This is a genomic window from Streptomyces sp. NPDC043176 (genome assembly GCF_056436715.1).
This window is the reverse complement of record NZ_JBWKCA010000001.1, coordinates 50,812-68,165: the sequence shown is the minus strand read 5'-3', so window position 1 is coordinate 68,165 and position 17,354 is coordinate 50,812. Positions and strand designations below refer to the sequence as shown.

Here is a 17,354-nt window from a genome sequence, read left to right as displayed (position 1 = left end):
CCGGCCTCACTTGTCCTTTTCGAGCGTGTAGGTGCGGTCGCGCTGGTCGGCGGGGGCGCCGCCGGTGGCGGGCGCGACGAGGGCGAGCCGTACGTGCTCGGCGAACGACTCGGCGTACGCGACGCGCTGGGTGTCGAGGGTGGAGAGGGCGAAGCTGATGGGGACGGCTTCGGCGCCGGTGCGGCCGGTGCTGCCGGACTGGTCGCGGATGGGGGTGAGCTTGCCGACGTCGAGGACGCGGGCGCCGGCGACGATCATGCGGGACTGGGCGGGGTCGCCCTTCTTCTCGCCGGCGAAGGTGGCGTAGATGTTGACGGTGGCGCCGGCGGTGATCTTGCCGGCCACGCCGGTGGCCGCGTCGATCATGATGGCGATCTCCTGCTGGCCGGCCTGGAGCGCGGGCCGGTCGACGATCATGTCCTCCTGGAGGAGGGAGCCCTCCCGCAGTTCGGTGACGGCGATCTTGCCCTGGATCCGGCGCAGGTCCGTGACGGCGGTCTCCGGCAGCCAGCGCTTCGGCATCGAGATCTTCTCGAACTGGCTCGCGTCGAGGTTGGCGTAGGGCTTCACGTTCTTCGCGATGCGGTACGCGGTGACCTCGGGCCCGACCTTCGAGTTCACGTCGCTGATGACGGCGAGCACGCCGGCGAAGGCGCCGAGCGCGCACAGGACGGACAGCAGCAGCAGGATGACGCCGCGGCGCTGGCGGGAGTTCATGGCCGTACTACCTCGATCGGAGACGTGGGTCCGGACGGACGGGGCTGACGGGTGGGCGTGCCTTGCGGCTCGTGGTTCACGGCAGGGCGCGGGTGGGGGGCGTGCCGGTGCCCAGGGCTCTGGCGGGGTGACCGCCCGGTCCGACCACATGGGTGCCCGGCGGCTGACCACCCGGGCCGACCACATGGGTACCCGGCGGCTGACCACCCGGAGCGACCACATGGGTACCCGGTGCCTGGCCTCCCGGTCCCACCGCGTGGACGCCCGGTGCCTGACCGCCCGGCTCCAGCGCGTGGGCGGGGCGGACGCCGGTGAGCGCCCCGGGGCCGCTGGCTGCGGGGCCGGCGGGGCGGGGGGTCGCGTCGGGTGGGGCCAGGGGGGCGGCGCAGAAGCCGCAGCGGTCGCCGATGAGGTCCATGCCGCACCAGTGGCAGGTCTCGCGCCGGACGGAGGAGACGAGTTGGTAGAGGACGGGGAGGTCGGGGAGGTAGGCGGCGAATTCGACGAGTTTGGGGGTGCCCCACCAGCCGGGTGAGCTCTCGGGCAGGGGAGCCTCGTGGACGGGGCCGCCGATGCGCCACTGGGGGACGAGGGTGGTGATGGGCCAGTCGGTCTGGAGCTGGCCGCGGGCGAGGAGGAGTTCGGTGGTGAACTCGGGTCCCGCGAGGGGGGTTTCGCCGCTGCCGAGGCGCACGATCTGGGGGGTGGGTCCGGCGAGGACGGCGAAGTGGGCGCCGGGGAGCCAGCCCTTGAGGTGGGAGCCGAGGCTGACGGGGACGCGGTCGAGCCGGGAGACGGAGCCGAGGACGGCGCCGGCGTAGATGTAGTGGGCGAGGAGCCGGGCGGCGGAGGCGAGGACGCCGGGGCCGAAGTCGCAGCCGGCCAGCTGGCGGAGCTGGCGGACCAGTACGGCCGTGCCGAGGGGCGGCAGGTCGGTCCTGACCAGGGCGATCCGGTCGCTTTCGAGCAGGCCGCGGACGGCGCGGAGCCGTTGCTCGACGGCGGGGGGCGCGGCGGCGGGGCAGACGACGACGACGTGGCCGTAGCGGGCGAGGAGTTGCTGCATGTCGGCGACGGAGGCGTCGAGCGGGCGGCCGCCGGGCGGGGGGAGGACGGCGGCGTTCGGGGTTCCGGGATCGGTCGGCGGCAGCACCAGGTCGGCGCCGGTGACCGCGATCGCTGTCGGCACGTCTGGCTCCCCCGTCCCCTCCGGCCTCCGGAGCACCGGGGGCCGCGGATCACTTACCGCGTTCACGGCGTCACCCCAGGGTGCGACCGTCTCTGCACCCTATCCACGTCCCCCGGGGTGGTGAACACACAATCCGCCAAGCTGCTCCCTTCAATTTGGGGCCGGGGTCCGGGCCCTGTCGACCCTTCCCACCCCGGCGTTTGCCGTCGTGCGGGTGCCGGGGCGGGCGGTGGAGGGACGGCGGGCCGGCGGCGGTCGCGAACACCGTCCTCTGCCAGAGGTCTTGACAACGCGATTGGTCTGGACCAGCTTGTTGCGACAGCGGTGGCCACCGTCGAACCTCCCGCACAGCCTCGTACCCCCGTACGAATCGCTGACGGATCCTCCGTACGACGACGTACGGCACCTCCACATCCCCAACTCCCCCACCGGAGGATGCACGTGGACCGCACCACCACCCGCCCGTACGGACGCCGCTGGCTCGGCGGAGCGCTCGCGCTCGCCGTCGGCTCCGGGCTCGTCCTCGTCGGCGGAGCCGGCACCGCGCAGGCGGCCGACGTCAACGTCGCCAAGAACGCCGGGTTCGAGAACGGCCTGGCCAACTGGACCTGTTCCGCCGGAAGCGGCGCCGCCGTCTCCTCCCCGGTCCGCACCGGCGCCGGCGCCCTCAGGGCCACCCCGGCCGGCCTCGACAACGCCAAGTGCGTGCAGACCGTGGCCGTGAAGCCCAACTCGACGTACACGCTGAGCGCCTGGGTCCAGGGCGGCTACGCGTACCTCGGCGCGAACAACACCGGGACCGGCGGCGGGAGCGTCTCCACCTGGACGCCCGACAGCCCCTCCTGGAAGCAGCTGACCACCACCTTCACCACCGGGCCGAGCACCACCTCGGTCGAGGTCTACACCCACGGCTGGTACGGCACCTCCCCCTACCTCGTGGACGACGTGAGCGTCTACGGCCCCGACGGCGGCGGCGGTCAGGACCCCGACCCGGTCGTTCCGGCCACCCCCGCCGGCCTCGCCGCCGGCACGGCCACCACCTCCTCCGTCGCCCTGAGCTGGGGCGCGGTCTCCGGCGCGACCAGCTACAAGGTCTACCGGGACGGCGCCAACCCGCAGACCGTGAGCGGAACTTCGACCACCGTCACCGGCCTCACCGCCGACACCGCGTACCAGTTCCAGGTCTCCGCGGCCAACGCGGCGGGCGAGTCCGCGAAGTCCACCGCAGTCACCGCCCGCACCCTCAAGCCCACGGACCCGGGCCCCGGCCCCGCCGTCCCGAAGCACGCCGTCACCGGCTACTGGCAGAACTTCGACAACGGCGCCGCCAAGCAGAAGCTGCGCGACGTCCAGGCGGCGTACGACATCATCGCCGTCTCGTTCGCCGACTCGACCACCACGCCCGGCCAGATCACCTTCAACCTCGACCCGGCCGTCGGCTACGCCTCGGTCGCCGACTTCAAGGCCGACGTCGCGGCCAAGAAGGCCGCCGGCAAGTCCGTGATCATCTCCGTCGGCGGAGAGAAGGGCAACGTCACGATCAACAGCGACGCGAGCGCCACCGCCTTCGCCGACAGCGCGTACGCCCTGATGCGGGAGTACGGCTTCAACGGCGTCGACATCGACCTCGAGCACGGCATCAACTCCACGTACCTCTCCAAGGCGCTGCGCCAGCTCTCCGCCAAGGCGGGGTCGGGCCTGGTCATCACGATGGCCCCGCAGACCATCGACATGCAGTCCACGGGCACCGAGTACTTCAAGACCGCGCTCGCCGTGAAGGACATCCTCACGGTCGTCAACACCCAGTACTACAACAGCGGTTCGATGCTCGGCTGCGACGGCAAGGTCTACAGCCAGGGTTCGGTGGACTTCCTCACCGCGCTCGCCTGCATCCAGGTCCAGGGCGGCCTCGCCCCGTCGCAGGTCGGCCTGGGCGTCCCCGCCTCCACGCGCGGCGCGGGCAGCGGCTACGTCGACCCGCAGATCGTGAAGAACGCGCTGGACTGCCTCACCAAGCTCACCGGTTGCGGCACCTTCAAGCCGGCCCAGGCCTGGCCGACCCTCCGGGGCGCCATGACCTGGTCGACCAACTGGGACGCGACGGCCGGCAACGCCTGGTCGAACGCGGTCGGCCCGCACGTCCACAACCTGCCGTAACGACAGGGAACCCGCACGCGCAGCGCCGCCGCTCCCCCGGCGGCGCTGCGCCGTTCCCGTTCCCGTTCCCGTTCCCGTACGCGACCAGCGACCAGCGACCAGCAGGTTCCCGTACGCGACCAGCGACCAGCGACCAGCGGGTTGCCGTACGAGGTCAGCGGGGCGGCAGGTAGTGGGCCAGCACCGAGCCGAGCCGGGCGGCCCACTCGTCGACCCGCACGGTGCGGCGCCCGTCGAGCTCGCAGGCGTACACGCCGCCGACCCGGAGCGACACGGAGATGCGCAGCCCCCGCCCGCGCCGGATCGGCCAGTACTCCACCCCCGCGATCTCCGCCCAGGTGAACGCCGCCTCCTCCCCGAAGAGCTGGAGGTGCACCCCCAGGCCGTCCACGACGATCCCCGACACCCGGTCCGCCGCCACGAACTCCGGCCCCGGCTGCGGCGGCCCGGCCGGCGGGGGCGGCACGACGTATCCGGGCGCCGACTGCCCCTGGAAGGGCCCGGAAGCGGTCGGGGCCACCTGGCCGGGACCCGCCTGCGGTACGCCACCGAGGCCGGCGCCCGGCAGCGGAGCAGCGCCCGGGACGGGACCCGTCGGCGGCACGGGACCGAAGCCGGGACCCGGATCCCGTACGGGGCCGAAGCCGGGCCCCGGCGGCTGCGCGGGGCCGAAGCCCTGCGGCGGAACGGACGCGTGCGGCGGCACGGGCGTGGACGACGGGACGGGCGCCGCATACCCCTCGGGAATCGGCGACGGGACAGGCGCCGGATGCTCCTCGGGAATCGGCGACGGGACGGGCGCCGGATACCCCTCGATGACCGGTGACGGGACAGGCGCCGCATACCCCTCGGTGATCGGCGACGGAGCGGGCGCCGGATGCCCTGCGGCAATCGACGACGGTACGGGCGTCGCCGGTGTGTCGGCCGTGGTGGCGGGCCAGGCCGGGGGCACGGGCGCCGGGCCGCGGCCGCCCTCGCCGAGCGCGTCCAGGATGTCGTCCGGGGTGGGGCGTTCGGCGGGGTTCTTCGCGAGGCAGCGGGCCACGAGGTCGCGGAGCGCGTCGGGGACGGTGGAGAGGTCGGGGGCCTCGTGGACGGAGCGGTACATGAGGCCCATCGGCGTGCCCTCGCCGAAGGGGCGTCCGCCGGTCGCGGCGACCAGGACGGCGCCGAGGGCGAAGACGTCGGCGGCGCCCGTGACCTCCTCGCCGAGCGCCTGCTCGGGGGCGAGGTAGCCGGGGGTGCCGAAGGCGGTGCCGGTGGCGGTGAGCCGGGTGGACTCCAGGGCGCGGGCGATGCCGAAGTCGAGGACGCGGGGGCCGTCGGGGGCCATCACGATGTTGCCGGGCTTGAGGTCGCGGTGCACGAGTCCGCAGGCGTGGATGGCCTCCAGGGCCTCGGCGAGCGCGGCCCCGAGCGAGCGCAGCCGGTCCTCCCCCATCGGGCCCTCGGCGGTGAGGAGTCCGGCGAGGGTGGGGCCGGGTACGTAGGCGGTGGCGAGCCAGGGTGCCTCGGCGTCGGGGTCGGCGTCGACGACCTGCGCGGTGTGGAAGCCGCCGACCTGCCGGGCGGCCGCGACCTCGGCGCGGAAGCGGGCGCGGAAGGAAGGATCGGAGGCGAGTTCCGGCCGCGCGACTTTGACGGCGACGGCGCGCCCGCCGCGCGATCGCGCCAGATAGACGGTGCCCATGCCGCCTTCGCCTAGCTTGTGTTCGATGACGTATCTACCGATGAGGGTCCCCACGCGGGACAGTATGGCCGAACTCGACACCTTGACCGGTCCATGACATAGCCCCACCATGTGCCCCGGACACCCGCACGAGTTTGTCGCACTCCCCCACACTCCCCACCCAGGAGACACCATGCGACGTCCCACCCGCGGCAGAAGGTCCGCCACCCTCGCGGCCCTCGTGGCGCTCGCCCTCGCGGCGCCCCTCTCCGCCCTCTCGACGCCCGCCGGGGCCGACCCGGCACCGACCGCCGCCCGTATCGCCTCGGGCGCCGAGGAGGTGATCCGGCAGTACGAGGTCGCCGGACCGGCCACCCCGGCCGCCCGTACGGCGCTCGCCGCCACCGGCGTCTCGATCGACGAGGTCGACGCCCGCTCGGTCGTCGTCAGCGCCAACACCGCGCAGCTGGCGACCCTGAAGGCGCTCGGCTACCGGCCGGTCGCGCTCCCCGGCCCGCCGGACCGCACGGCCGGGGGCGACAAGACCGCCGGCCCGCTCGACTTCCCCTCCGCCGACGCGAAGTACCACAACTACGCGGAGGCCAACGCGGAGATCGACCAGCGCCTCGCCGCCCACCCCTCCATCATGCGCAAGCAGGTGATCGGGAAGTCGTACCAGGGCCGGGACATCGTCGCCATCAAGATCAGCGACAACGTCGCCACCGACGAGAACGAGCCCGAGGTCCTCTTCACCCACCACCAGCACGCCCGCGAGCACCTCACCGTCGAGATGGCGCTCTACCTGCTGCGCGAACTCGGCGCGGGCTACGGCACGGACACCAGGATCACCAACGCCGTGAACGGCCGCGAGATCTGGATCGTCCCGGACCTCAACCCCGACGGCGGCGAGTACGACATCGCCTCCGGCTCCTACCGCAGCTGGCGCAAGAACCGCCAGCCCAACTCCGGCTCCTCCTACATCGGCACCGACACCAACCGGAACTGGAACTACAAGTGGGGCTGCTGCGGCGGCTCCTCCGGTTCCAAGAGCTCCGAGACCTACCGCGGCGCGGCTCCCGAGTCGGCCCCCGAGGTCAAGGTCGTCGCCGACTTCGTCCGCTCCCGCGTCGTCGGCGGCAAGCAGCAGATCACCGCGGCCATCGACTTCCACACCTACAGCGAGCTGGTCCTCTGGCCCTTCGGCTGGACCGACGCCGACACCACGACCGGCATGACCCAGGACGACCGGAACGCCTTCGCCACCGTCGGCGGCAAGATGGCCGCGAGCAACGGCTACACCCCCGAGCAGTCCAGCGACCTCTACATCACCGACGGCTCCATCGACGACTACCTCTGGGGCTCCCAGCGGATCTTCGCCTACACCTTCGAGATGTACCCGACCTCGTCCTGGGGCGGCGGCTTCTACCCGCCCGACGAGGTCATCGAGCGCGAGACCTCCCGCAACCGCGACGCCGTCCTCCAACTCCTGGAGAACGCCGACTGCATGTACCGCTCCATCGGCAAGCAGGCCCAGTACTGCACGGCCTGACGCACCCCGCGTGACGGGAGCCCCGGCGGGACCACCGCCGGGGCTCCCCGCCGTCCACGGGCTCAGCCGAGGACGGCGAGGGCGTCGATCTCGATCAGGAGGCCGGCGGGGAGGCCGACGTAGACGGTGGTGCGGGCGGCGGCGGGCGCCTTGAGGTCCTGGTCCTCGAAGTACTGGTTGTAGATCGCGTTCATCTCGGCGAAGTGGTCGACGTCGGTGAGGTAGACGCGCATCATCATGACGTCGTCCCAGGTCGCGCCGCCCTCCTCGAGGATGGCCTTGACGTTGGCGAAGGTCTGGAGGGTCTGCTCGCGCAGGGTGGGGCCGGCGACGGTCGGGGCCCGGCCCTCGACGGCGGGGAGGAAGCCGACCTGGCCGGCGACCTGGAGGATGTCGCCCTTGCGCACGCCGTGCGAGAACCTCGCGGGCGGGGCGGTGTGGGTGGCGGGGGTCAGGGCGGTCTTCTCGGTCATGCGGTCGGTTCCTCGGTTTCCTTGGTCGGGGCGGTGCCGGAGTACTCGCGGCTGATGGCGTCGGCGGTGCGGCGCACCTGCGGGAGCAGGGAGAGGAGCTCCTCGGCCGTGACGACCACGTTGGGCGCCGAGACCGACATGGCGGCGACGACCCGGCCGTCGGCGCCGCGGATGGGGGCGCCGACACAGTTGATGGACTCCTCGTGGCCGCCGAGGTCGGTGGCCCACCCCTGTTCGCGTACGGTCGCCAGCTCCTTGAGGAAGGCGGCGGCGTTCGGGGTCGAACGGGGGGTGTAGGGGGGGTAGTCGAGCTTCGCGGCGACGGCGCGGCGCTCCGCCTCGGGCAGGTCGGCGAGGAGCAGCTTGGCTACGGCGGCGACGGTGATCGCGACGGGTCTGCCGATGCGCGAGTACATGCGGACCGGGTAGCGGCTCTCGACCTTGTCGATGTAGAGGACCTCGCCCTCCTCGTACACGGCGAGGTGCACGGTGTGGCCGATGCGCTCGTTGAGGGCGGCGAGGTAGGGGTGGGCGATCTCGCGGATGTCGAGGTTCTCGACGGCTTCCTGGGCGAGGGCGAAGAGGCGGGCGCCGAGGCGGTAGCGCTGGTCCTGCTGCCGGTGGACGAGGCCGTGCTCGTGCAGGGTGCGCAGGAGGCGCAGGGCCGTGGACTTGTGGACGCCGAGCCGCTCGGCGACCTGCCCGAGGTCCGCGGGGCCCTGGGCGAGCAGCGGCAGGATGCTGAGCGCCCGGTCGACGGTCTGGCTCATGGCGTACGTACCTCCTGGTCGTCCCCCGTCCAGGCGGGGCCCTCGTGATCGCCCCCCGGCCGGCCGGAGACCTCGTGATCGTCCCCCGGCCGGCCGGAGACCTCGTGATCGTTCCCCGACCGGCCGGAGACCTCGTGGTCGTGGCCCGTCCAGCCGGGGCCGAGGTGAAGTGTCTCCCAGGCGGCGGTGTCGAGCGCGGCCAGCCGGTCGGCGTGGGCGCGGCGGGGCGGCCGCGCCCAGTCGCCGGGGGTGGTGAGGGCGGCGGCGGCCATGAGGTGGCCGTGCCGGAGCCGGGTCGGCATGTCGAGGTCGCGGAGGGTGGCGGAGAGGAATCCGGCGGCGAAGGCGTCGCCGGCGCCGACGGTGGAGACGACGTCGACGCGGGGCGGGCGTTCGAGGTGGCCGACGCCGTCGGCGTCCTCGATGTCCGCGAAGGACCCGGGGCGGTGGTCGGCGACGTGCGCGCCGCCCTTGCCGATCTTGAGGACGACGGTCTCGGGCCCGTCGAGCAGGTCGAAGACGGCCCGGCTGCCCTTCAGGCCCCACAGCGTCCTCGCCTCGTCGGCGCCCACGAACACCAGGTCGGCGCGGCGGGCGAGTTCGAGGAGCACCTCGGGGGCGCTGTCGTCGCGCCACAGGGCGGGACGGTGGTTGACGTCGAAGGAGACGAGCGGCCGGCCGGGGCGCGGGGCGGTGAGGTCCCGGACGAGGTCGAGGCAGTCTGCGGAGAGGGCGGCGGTGATGCCGGTGAGGTGGAGGACGCGGGCGCCGGCGACGGAGTCGTACGGGACGGTGGCGGGCGACATGGCCGAGGCGGCCGAGCCGGCGCGGTAGTAGACGACCTCGTGGGCGTCGGTGGCCCTGTCGTCGTCGGTGCGGAAGTAGACGCCCGTCGGCCGGTGTGGATCGCGGGTGACGGAGGTGACGTCGACGCCGTGGCCGCCGATGGTCTCGACGAGGTGGTCGCCGAAGCCGTCGTGGCCGACCCGGCCGATCCACCGGGTGCGGTGTCCCGCCGCGGCGAGCGTGCAGGCGACGTTGGACTCGGCGCCGCCGATCGCCCGGGTGAACGAGGGGACGTCGGCGAGGCGGCCCGGCCGGGAGGGCAGAAAGGTGACCATGGACTCGCCGAGGCAGACGACCTCCGGGGGCGCGTGTCCGCTCACTCTCGGGCTCCCTGGGACTCCTACGGGTCCATTGACCCGGCCTTGGCCCGGATGTTAGACAGCAATGAGCAAGGTGCGCAATGAGCGTTGCATCCTACGCAACGCCCACGACGAGGAGGCCTCATGCCCGACGCGGCGAACGAGACGCGTGACGCGGTGGACGAGCCGCGCGGTCCGGTGGACGAGCCGCGCGACGCGGCGAACGGCGGGCACGGCCCGGCGACCGGCACCCGCGCCTCGTCGAGGACGAAGCCCGACCCGGCGGACGAGCGCGTCGACGACCGCTTCAAGGGCCTGCCCCCGGACGCCGAGGGCCTGACCGTCGGCGAACTCGCCGCCCAGCGGCGCGACCTCTTCACCGGCGGCTTCACCACCCCCGTCCTCGCCCTCTCCGCGGAGTCGGTCGAACACAACCTGCGCCTCCTGGAGGTGTACGCGGAGCGGCACGGCCTCGCCTTCGCACCGCACGGCAAGACGTCCATGGCCCCGCAGCTCTTCGACCGGCAGATGGAGCACGGCGCCTGGGGCATCACCGCCGCCGTGCCCCACCAGGCCCGGGTCTACCGCGCCCACGGCGTCTCCCGGATCTTCCTCGCCAACGAGCTCGTCGACCCCGTCGCCCTGCGCTGGCTCGCCGCCGAGCTCGACGCCGACCCGGACCTCCGCTTCGTCTGCTACGTGGACTCCGTGCGCGGCGTCGAGCTGATGGACGAGGCCCTGCGCGCCGCAGGCGCCGGACGCCCCGTGGACGTCGTCGTCGAACTGGGCGCCGGCGAGGGGGCCCGTACCGGCGTCCGTACGGAGGCCGGGTGCGCCGCCGTCGCCGACGCGGTCGCCGCGACCGGCACGCTCCGGCTCGTCGGAGTCGCCGGGTACGAGGGCGAGGTGCCCGACGCCACGCCCGAGCGGGTCGACGCCTGGCTACGCCGGCTGACCGCCCTGGCCGTCGAGTTCGACAAGGCCGGCAGGTTCCACGGACCGCGCGGCGCCGTCGAGGAGATCATCGTGAGCGCGGGCGGCAGCGCCTGGTTCGACGCGGTCGCCGAGGTGTTCGCCGAGCTTCCCGAACTGTCCTCGCCCACACTCAAGCTGCTGCGCTCGGGGGCGTACGTCTCGCACGACGACGGCCAGTACCGCAACCTGACCCCGTTCAACCGGGTCCCCGAAGAGGGCGCGCTGCAGCCCGCGTTCCGGCTCTGGTCGCAGGTCGTGTCCCGCCCCACCGCCGAGCAGGCCTTCACCAACGCCGGCAAGCGCGACGCCGCCCACGACCTGCACCTCCCCGAGGCGCAGGTCGTCCGCGACGCCCGCACAGGCGCGGTCCGCGCCGCCGAGGGCATCACCGTCACCAAGCTCTCCGACCAGCACGCCTGGCTCCACACCGAGCCCGGCGCGGACGTCGAGGTCGGCGACTGGGTGGGCATGGGCCTCTCGCACCCCTGCACCTCCTTCGACAAGTGGCAGCTCATCCCGCTGGTCGAGGCGGACGGCACGGTCGTCGACTTCATCCGCACCTACTTCTAGGAGCCGGGGAGCCCACCCATGGAACTCGTCATCCGCGACGCGGAGGTCGTCGACGGCAGCGGCGGCCCCTCCTACCGGGCCGACGTGGCCATCGACCGCGGCCGGATCGCCGCGATCGTCAAGGAGGGCGCGCAGGCCGGCTGCCAGCGCCCCACCGGCCGCCGCGTCCTGGACGCCGAGGGCCTGGTCCTCTCCCCCGGCTTCGTGGACATGCACGCCCACAGCGACCTCGCGCTGCTCCGCGACCCGGACCACAGCGCCAAGGCCGCACAGGGCGTGACCCTCGAAGTCCTGGGCCAGGACGGCCTGTCGTACGCCCCCGTCGACGACCGTACGCTCGCCGAGGTACGCCGGGCCGTCACCGGCTGGAACGGCGACGGGTCCGACGTCGACCTCGACTGGCGCACGGTCGGCGCGTACCTGGACCGCCTCGACGGCGCCCACGGGGGCCGGGGCATCGCGGTCAACGCCGCCTACCTCGTCCCCCAGGGGACCGTCCGGATGTACGCGATGGGCTGGGAGGACCGGCCCGCGACGGAGGCCGAACTCGACCGGATGCGCCGGCTCGTCGCGGAAGGCCTCGAACAGGGCGCGGTCGGCATGTCCTCCGGCCTGACCTACACCCCCGGCATGTACGCGCCGGACTCCGAACTCACCGAACTGTGCCGGGTCGTCGCGCGGTACGGCGGCTACTACTGCCCGCACCACCGCTCGTACGGCGCCGGCGCGCTCCGCGCCTACGAGGAGATGGTCGCCCTCGCCCGCGAGGCGGGCTGCCCGCTCCACCTCGCCCACGCCACCATGAACTTCGGCGTCAACCGCGGCCGGGCCCCCGAGCTCCTCGCCCTCCTCGACGAGGCCCTCGACGCCGGCGCGGACATCACCCTCGACACCTACCCGTACACCCCCGGCTGCACCACCCTCGTCGCCCTCCTCCCCGGCTGGGCGGGCGAAGGCGGCCCCGAGGCGATCCTCGCGCGCCTCCGCGACGACACGGCGGCGGAACGGATCCGGCGCGACCTGGAGGAGACCGGCTCGGACGGCTGCCACGGCGTGCCCGTCGAATGGCACACCGTCGAGGTCTCCGGCGTCTCCGACCCCGCCCTCGCGGAACACGTCGGCCGCCGCGTCGACAGCTGGCCCACCGCCCGCCGCCTCCTCCTCGACGACCGGCTCGGCACCACGGTCCTCCAGCACGTCGGCCACGAGGAGAACGTCCGCGCGATCATGCGCCACCGGGTCCACACCGGCGGCTCCGACGGCATCCTCCAGGGCCTCAAGCCGCACCCCCGCGCCTACGGCACCTTCCCCCACTACCTCGGGCGGTACGTACGCGAACTCGGCGTCCTCTCCCTCGAGGAGTGCGTCGCCCACCTCACCTCCCGCCCCGCCGCCCGCCTCCGCCTCCCCGACCGCGGCCTCGTCCGCGAGCACCACGTCGCCGACCTCGTCCTCTTCGACCCCGACACCGTCGCCGCCGGCTCCACCTACGCCGCCCCCCGCGCCCTCCCCACCGGCATCCCCCACGTCCTCGTCGACGGCCGCTTCGTCATCGAGGACGGCCGGCGCACGGACGTCCTCGCGGGCCGCGCGATCCGGAGGACCCCGACGGGCTGACCCCCGCCCCTCCCGTCGCGGACCACGCCCCCGCGTCGCGGACCACGCCCCACGCCTCTGGGGGCCGCGCCCCCACCCGCTGTGGACCGCGCCCGCGCCCGTCGTGGGCCATCGTTCCGCCGGGGCGGTGCCCACCCCCACGCCTCCGCCCACCCCGTTGTGGGCAATCGTTCCGCCGGGGCGGTACCCACCCCCACGCCTCCGCCCACCCCGTTGTGGGCAATCGTTCCGCCGGGGCGGAACGGGTGGGCACAACGGACGGCGCCCCTCGCCGGGCCCAGGCTTCCGCGCCTGAACCCGCACCCGGTGTGCGACGCCGTAAAGGTGCGGGCCCGGGCACAAGGGGCGGACGCGCCGCCAAGCGCGCCGTCCCGTGTGCCCACCCGTCCCGCCCAGCGGGACGATTGCCCACACGGCGGGCGGGCGAAGGCCCACACGGGGCGGGGGCCCAGTGGGCGACAGCCCAGGCGGGCGCGGGCCCACCCGACGGTGGGGCGCGGCGGGCAACAGCCCAGCCAGGCGAAGGCCCACACGGGGCGCGGCGGGCACGGGGCCCCACGGCCGGGGCCGCACTCCAGCGCACGAGGCCGCACGGCCAGGGGCGCGGCCCCCAAGGGCACGGGCGCGGGCCCACGAAGGCGCGGGGTCGGCCGGTCTAAACGCCGGAGGCGAGGCGCGGCCAGGGGTCGCGCCGGACCCACAGCAGGCCGAGCGCGAGCACGCAGCCCGTCAGCACGAAGCCGTACCAGGGGGTGTGGCCGGAGGGGGCCGTCTCGTACACGAGCGCGGCGGAGAGCACGGCGAGGAGCTGCCCGGCCCGGCTGTGCCAGGCGACCGCGGCGACGACGACCGTCCCCCACAGCAGGTACCAGGGCTGCACCATCGGCGAGAGCGCGACGAGGGCGACCAGCGAGAGGCCGAGGCCGAGCACGGGATCGATCCGGCCCCGCCAGGCGCGCCACGCCAGCGCCGCGACGACGGTGAGGGCGGCGAGGAGGCCGAGCTTCTGCACGGCGCCCTTGACCGGGTCGGGGTCGTCGGCGAGGAGCGTGCCGAGGGCGAGCCCGAGGTCGCTGGTGAGGGAGAGCGGGGTGTGGATGGCCCCGGCGACGCTCTGGGTGCCGAGCCAGCCGAACCCGGTGCCCGCGGCGAGGGTCGCCCCGGCGGCGACGCCGCCCGCGACGAGCCCCGGCAGGACCAGGCCCTTCACGACACCCCGTACGCCCCCGTCGCGGCGGGCCACCAGCACGCCGACGAAGAGCAGCGCGACCGCCGCCGGCGACTTCACCATCATCGCGAGGCCGACGAGCACGCAGCCGAGCACCCACCTCCCGCGCACCGCGAGCAGCACGCCGCTCAGCATGAGTCCGATCATCAGGCCGTCGTTGTGGAGACCGCCGACGACGTGGACGAGGAGCAGCGGGTTCAGCGCGGCGAGCCACAGCGCCCCGGCCGGACCGCCGGGACCGCCGCCGAGGCCGCGGACGGCGAGGACGATCAGGGCGAGCGCGCCGAGGGCGATCAGCCTCATCCCGAGGACGGCGGGCACGATCTCCCCGCCGGTCAGGCCGACGACGGCCTCGGCGAGGAGGAGGAAGGCGGGGCCGTACGGGGCGGGGGTGTCGGTCCAGTTCCCGCCGACGCTCGCCGCCGCCTCCGCGCCGAGGTCGCCGGGGGCGAGGACCGAGGGACCCGCGCCGTAGACGTCGTGCCCTTCGAGGACCATCCCGCCCTGGGCGATGTAGCTGTACACGTCCGCGCTGTGCAGGGGCGGGGCGAGCAGCAGTGGGGCGGCCCAGTGGAGGAGGGTGGCGAGGACCCCGTCCCGTGCGCCGCGGGCGAGGAGGACGCCGTACCGCCACCAGGCGGCGACCAGCAGGGTCAGGCCGAGGTACGCCAGGACGGCGCCGGCCGTGGCGAGCGCGGAGCCGCGCGGCTGCCACAGCGGCGCGCCGCCCAGGACCGGAAGGGTGCCCGCCGTGTATCCGCCGACGGCGATCGCGAGCGACCCGCCCGCACCCAGCCACCGGCATCCGGAGGCGCTGAAGACCCACATGAGGCGCCAACCTATCCCGCCGGGCGGCGGGTCCGGCGGCCCGGCCCGTCCCTACCTCGGTCGCTTGCCCAGTCCCCGCCCGCGCCCCGGGGGCTGGGTGGAGCCGGAGTCGGAGGTGCCGTCGCCGGCCTCGTCGCCGGTGCCGGAGGTGGGGGTGGCTCCGGGGGCGGCGGAGGCCGAGGTCTTCCCGGACGGAGCAGTGGTCGGGCCCGGGGTCAGGGTCGCGGCGGAGGTGGCGGCGGCCGGCACTGCGGGGCGCGGGGTCGGGTCGCCCCCGGGACCGGCGTCCGGGGAGGAGGCGTCGCCCTGGATGAGCGCGGGCGGCCCGCCGGAGCCGCCGTCGGCCGGGGTGCCGCCGCGGGGGCCGGGGCCGCCGGTGAACAGCGCGGCGCCGAGTCCGAGCAGGCCGACGCCGCCCGCGGCGATCAGCCAGCCGGGCCCGGGTCCCCGGCGCGCGGGGGCATGACGGCGGCGCCCGCGTCGGGGTGCGGTGGCTCCGGGATCCTGCTGGCTCATGGGCCCGAATTGTAGGGAGCGTGACACCGTGGATGCGATCCGGGTCACACACGGGACGGGACGGGGGGTCCGACGTGTCCCAAAACACGAGGCGTTCCGGCCGACCCCGCCGTAGGCTCTCGTCATGCAGGTGATCCAGTCCACGAAGCTCGCCAACGTCTGTTACGAAATCCGGGGTCCGGTGCTCGAAGAGGCGATGCGGCTTGAGGCCGCGGGTCATCGCATCCTCAAGCTCAACACGGGCAACCCGGCCGCCTTCGGCTTCGAGTGTCCGCCCGCCATCCTCGAGGACGTGCTCCGCAACCTCTCCGAGGCGCACGGCTACGGCGACGCGAAGGGGCTGCTCTCGGCCCGCCGGGCGGTGATGAGCCACTACGAGACCAAGGGCATCCCGCTCTCCGTCGAGGACATCTACCTCGGCAACGGCGTCTCCGAGCTGATCCAGATGGCGATGCAGGCGCTCCTCGACGACGGCGACGAGGTCCTCGTCCCGGCCCCGGACTATCCGCTGTGGACGGCCTCGGTCTCGCTGGCGGGCGGTACGGCCGTGCACTACCGCTGCGACGAGCAGGCGGACTGGATGCCGGACCTGGCGGACATCGAGCGGAAGATCACCGACCGCACCAAGGCGATCGTGATCATCAACCCGAACAACCCGACGGGCGCCGTCTACGACGACGAGATGCTGCGGGGTCTGACGGAGATCGCCCGCCGCCACGACCTGGTCGTCTGCTCGGACGAGATCTACGACAAGATCCTCTACGACGGCACCACGCACACCCCCACCGCCGCGATCGCCCCCGACCTCCTGTGCCTCACGTTCAACGGGATGAGCAAGAACTACCGGGTGGCGGGCTTCCGCTCCGGCTGGCTCGCGGTCTGCGGCCCGAAGCACCACGCGTCCTCGTACATCGAGGGGCTCACGATCCTCGCCAACATGCGCCTCTGCGCGAACATGCCGGCGCAGCACGCGGTGGCCGCCGCGCTCCAGGGCCGGCAGTCGATCGAGGACCTGGTGCTGCCGGGCGGGCGGCTCCTGGAGCAGCGGGACACGGCGTACGAGCTGCTGACGCAGATCCCGGGCGTGACGTGCGTGAAGCCGAAGGGCGCGCTGTACCTGTTCCCGCGCCTGGACCCGAACGTCTACAAGATCAAGGACGACCGGCAGATGGTCCTGGACCTGCTGCGGGCCGAGAAGATCATGGTCGTCCACGGGACGGGCTTCAACTGGCACGAGCCGGACCACTTCCGGATCGTCACGCTGCCCGCGGCGGCCGACCTGGCGGACGCGGTGACCCGGATCGGGCGGTTCCTGGACGGCTACAGCCAGCCGTAGCGACCACAACCCGGACAGCACTCAACTTTAGACCGAATCTAAGCTAGGATGGATCCCGAGCAATCAGGAGGCCATCCCATGTACGAACCGATCCGCACCAAGTCGGTCCACCGGATGGCCGACGACGACCGGACCGCGTATCCGCACCGCTCCCGCGAGGAGGAGCTGGACATCCAGCTCGCCGGACACCTCACCGCCCTGCTCGCCGTCACCGACGAGCTCGGCGACACGGAGGCCGGCGATCTCATCGCCCGGCAGGTGGCACGGCTGCGCGGCGCACCGCCCGCGCGGCACGCGGGACTGAGCGGCTCGCCCGCGCAGGACCTGCACCGCAGGGCGCACGCCCTCGCGGGCCGCGCGCTGGTCGTCGCCGCCTCCCGGGCCGACACGGCCGCCGCGATCCTCGCCGCCGGGCGCATGGACGCGCACACCGCGGCGCTGACCGGGGAGACCCTGGCCGCCGCCCCCTGACGGCCCCGGTCCGCGCGGCACGAACCGCGCGGACCGGGCGCCACCCAACCGGCCGGCCACCCGGCACCCTCGCCTCTCGCTCCTCGCCCCTCGCCCCTCGCCCCTCGCCCCTCGCCCCCGGGATACGGCAGCCCCCGCTCCGGT

Annotated in this window: 14 protein-coding genes; 6 read left to right on the top strand and 8 right to left on the bottom strand. The window is 74.0% G+C overall.

Features of this window, described 5'->3' with window-relative positions; genetic code table 11:
• Nucleotides 1-6 precede the first annotated feature (6 nt).
• Together AC067A_RS00325 and AC067A_RS00320 are read right to left on the bottom strand one after the other, a co-directional pair.
• On the bottom strand, nt 7-717 hold the full coding sequence (locus tag AC067A_RS00325) for an RcpC/CpaB family pilus assembly protein (protein ID WP_478612389.1): 711 nt from the start codon (nt 715-717) through the stop codon (nt 7-9).
• A gap of 76 nt (nt 718-793) precedes the next feature.
• Nucleotides 794-1,906 (bottom strand): hypothetical protein, encoded by a 1,113-nt coding sequence (locus tag AC067A_RS00320; protein WP_478612387.1) that lies wholly within the window; start codon nt 1,904-1,906, stop codon nt 794-796.
• Between the two features lie 435 nt (nt 1,907-2,341).
• Between AC067A_RS00320 and AC067A_RS00315 the strand changes: the two genes are divergently transcribed.
• Entirely contained in the window at nt 2,342-4,063 is a 1,722-nt protein-coding gene (locus tag AC067A_RS00315; RefSeq protein WP_478612385.1) for a chitinase, read from the top strand.
• Nucleotides 4,064-4,217: 154 nt separating this feature from the next.
• Here AC067A_RS00315 and AC067A_RS00310 read toward each other — a convergent pair whose 3' ends face one another.
• Nucleotides 4,218-5,753: a serine/threonine-protein kinase gene (locus AC067A_RS00310; RefSeq protein ID WP_478612383.1), complete on the bottom strand. Its 1,536-nt coding sequence runs from the start codon at nt 5,751-5,753 to the stop codon at nt 4,218-4,220.
• A 172-nt stretch (nt 5,754-5,925) separates the two neighbouring features.
• Between AC067A_RS00310 and AC067A_RS00305 the strand changes: the two genes are divergently transcribed.
• Nucleotides 5,926-7,281 carry a M14 family metallopeptidase gene (locus AC067A_RS00305; RefSeq protein WP_478612382.1) on the top strand — a complete coding sequence of 452 codons (1,356 nt, stop codon included), beginning with the start codon at nt 5,926-5,928 and terminating at the stop codon, nt 7,279-7,281.
• A gap of 62 nt (nt 7,282-7,343) precedes the next feature.
• On the opposite strand, the gene AC067A_RS00300 is transcribed toward AC067A_RS00305, so the two are convergent.
• From AC067A_RS00300 to AC067A_RS00290, 3 genes are read right to left on the bottom strand one after another with little or no spacing between them, the layout of a single operon-like run.
• Nucleotides 7,344-7,754: a RidA family protein gene (locus AC067A_RS00300; RefSeq protein WP_478612379.1), complete on the bottom strand. Its 411-nt coding sequence runs from the start codon at nt 7,752-7,754 to the stop codon at nt 7,344-7,346.
• Nucleotides 7,751-8,524 (bottom strand): IclR family transcriptional regulator, encoded by a 774-nt coding sequence (locus AC067A_RS00295; RefSeq protein ID WP_017239833.1) that lies wholly within the window; start codon nt 8,522-8,524, stop codon nt 7,751-7,753. The genes AC067A_RS00300 and AC067A_RS00295 overlap by 4 nt, the downstream gene beginning before the upstream one ends.
• Complete coding sequence (locus tag AC067A_RS00290) at nt 8,521-9,690, bottom strand: sugar kinase (protein ID WP_478612375.1); 1,170 nt, start codon at nt 9,688-9,690, stop codon at nt 8,521-8,523. The genes AC067A_RS00295 and AC067A_RS00290 overlap by 4 nt, the downstream gene beginning before the upstream one ends.
• Nucleotides 9,691-9,813: 123 nt before the next feature.
• Here AC067A_RS00290 and AC067A_RS00285 point away from each other — a divergent pair, with 123 nt between their 5' ends.
• A complete protein-coding gene (locus tag AC067A_RS00285) occupies nt 9,814-11,214 on the top strand; it encodes an alanine racemase (protein ID WP_478612374.1) in 1,401 nt (466 codons plus the stop codon).
• 18 nt (nt 11,215-11,232) lie between these two features.
• A complete protein-coding gene (locus AC067A_RS00280; RefSeq protein ID WP_478612371.1) occupies nt 11,233-12,831 on the top strand; it encodes an N-acyl-D-amino-acid deacylase family protein in 1,599 nt (532 codons plus the stop codon).
• Nucleotides 12,832-13,486: 655 nt separating this feature from the next.
• Here the strand turns inward: AC067A_RS00280 and mptB are convergent.
• Nucleotides 13,487-14,887, bottom strand: coding sequence for a polyprenol phosphomannose-dependent alpha 1,6 mannosyltransferase MptB (gene mptB, locus AC067A_RS00275; RefSeq protein WP_478612369.1), 1,401 nt, complete (start codon nt 14,885-14,887; stop codon nt 13,487-13,489).
• Between the two features lie 51 nt (nt 14,888-14,938).
• Nucleotides 14,939-15,403 (bottom strand): hypothetical protein, encoded by a 465-nt coding sequence (locus AC067A_RS00270; RefSeq protein WP_478612368.1) that lies wholly within the window; start codon nt 15,401-15,403, stop codon nt 14,939-14,941.
• Between the two features lie 124 nt (nt 15,404-15,527).
• Here AC067A_RS00270 and AC067A_RS00265 point away from each other — a divergent pair, with 124 nt between their 5' ends.
• Together AC067A_RS00265 and AC067A_RS00260 are read left to right on the top strand one after the other, a co-directional pair.
• Complete coding sequence (locus AC067A_RS00265; RefSeq protein WP_033207613.1) at nt 15,528-16,739, top strand: pyridoxal phosphate-dependent aminotransferase; 1,212 nt, start codon at nt 15,528-15,530, stop codon at nt 16,737-16,739.
• 78 nt (nt 16,740-16,817) lie between these two features.
• Entirely contained in the window at nt 16,818-17,210 is a 393-nt protein-coding gene (locus AC067A_RS00260) for an SCO4983 family protein (RefSeq protein WP_478612363.1), read from the top strand.
• The last annotated feature ends 144 nt before the right edge of the window (nt 17,211-17,354 follow it).